Raw genomic sequence first — 480 nt, 5'->3', positions numbered from 1 at the left:
ATTTTGACTTGGTCGTCGGCGCGGCCGAGGTGTTCGAGGGTGCCGTCGGGGAGCCAGCGTGCGAGGTCGCCCGATCGGTACATGATTTCGCCGGGTACGCCGGTGGGGACGGGGTTGCCGTGGGGGTCCAGGAGGCGGACCTGGTAGCCGGGCAGGGGGCGTCCGGCGGGCAGGCGTCCGCCCTGTGCAAGGTGGCCGGCGGTGATCACCTGGTGGGTGACGTGGACCGTGGTTTCCGTGATCCCGTACATGTTGATCAGCTGGGTGGAGGCGTCCGGGTAGCGGTCGAACCAGGGCTGGACGTGCTTCGGTTCCAGTGCCTCACCGCCGAAGACGATCCACCGCAGGTCGGGAAGGTCGCTCTGGCTGGTCTCCGCCGCCTGGCCGACGAGTTCGCGGAACATGGACGGGGTCTGGCTGAGGAGGGTGACCTTCTCCTGTGTGAGGAGGTGCCACATGGCTTCGGGGTTGCGGGCGGTG

At 68.3% G+C, this 480-nt stretch carries 1 protein-coding gene; it reads right to left on the bottom strand.

Going from position 1 to position 480, the window contains the following annotated elements; genetic code table 11:
* Positions 1–480: AMP-binding protein (locus IF45_RS0131095; protein ID WP_030310969.1), on the bottom strand; the 480-nt coding region annotated here is incomplete at both ends.

Source organism: Streptomyces albidoflavus, assembly GCF_000719955.1.
Taxonomy (GTDB): domain Bacteria; phylum Actinomycetota; class Actinomycetes; order Streptomycetales; family Streptomycetaceae; genus Streptomyces; species Streptomyces albidoflavus.
This window is presented reverse-complemented; position numbering and strand designations above follow the sequence as displayed.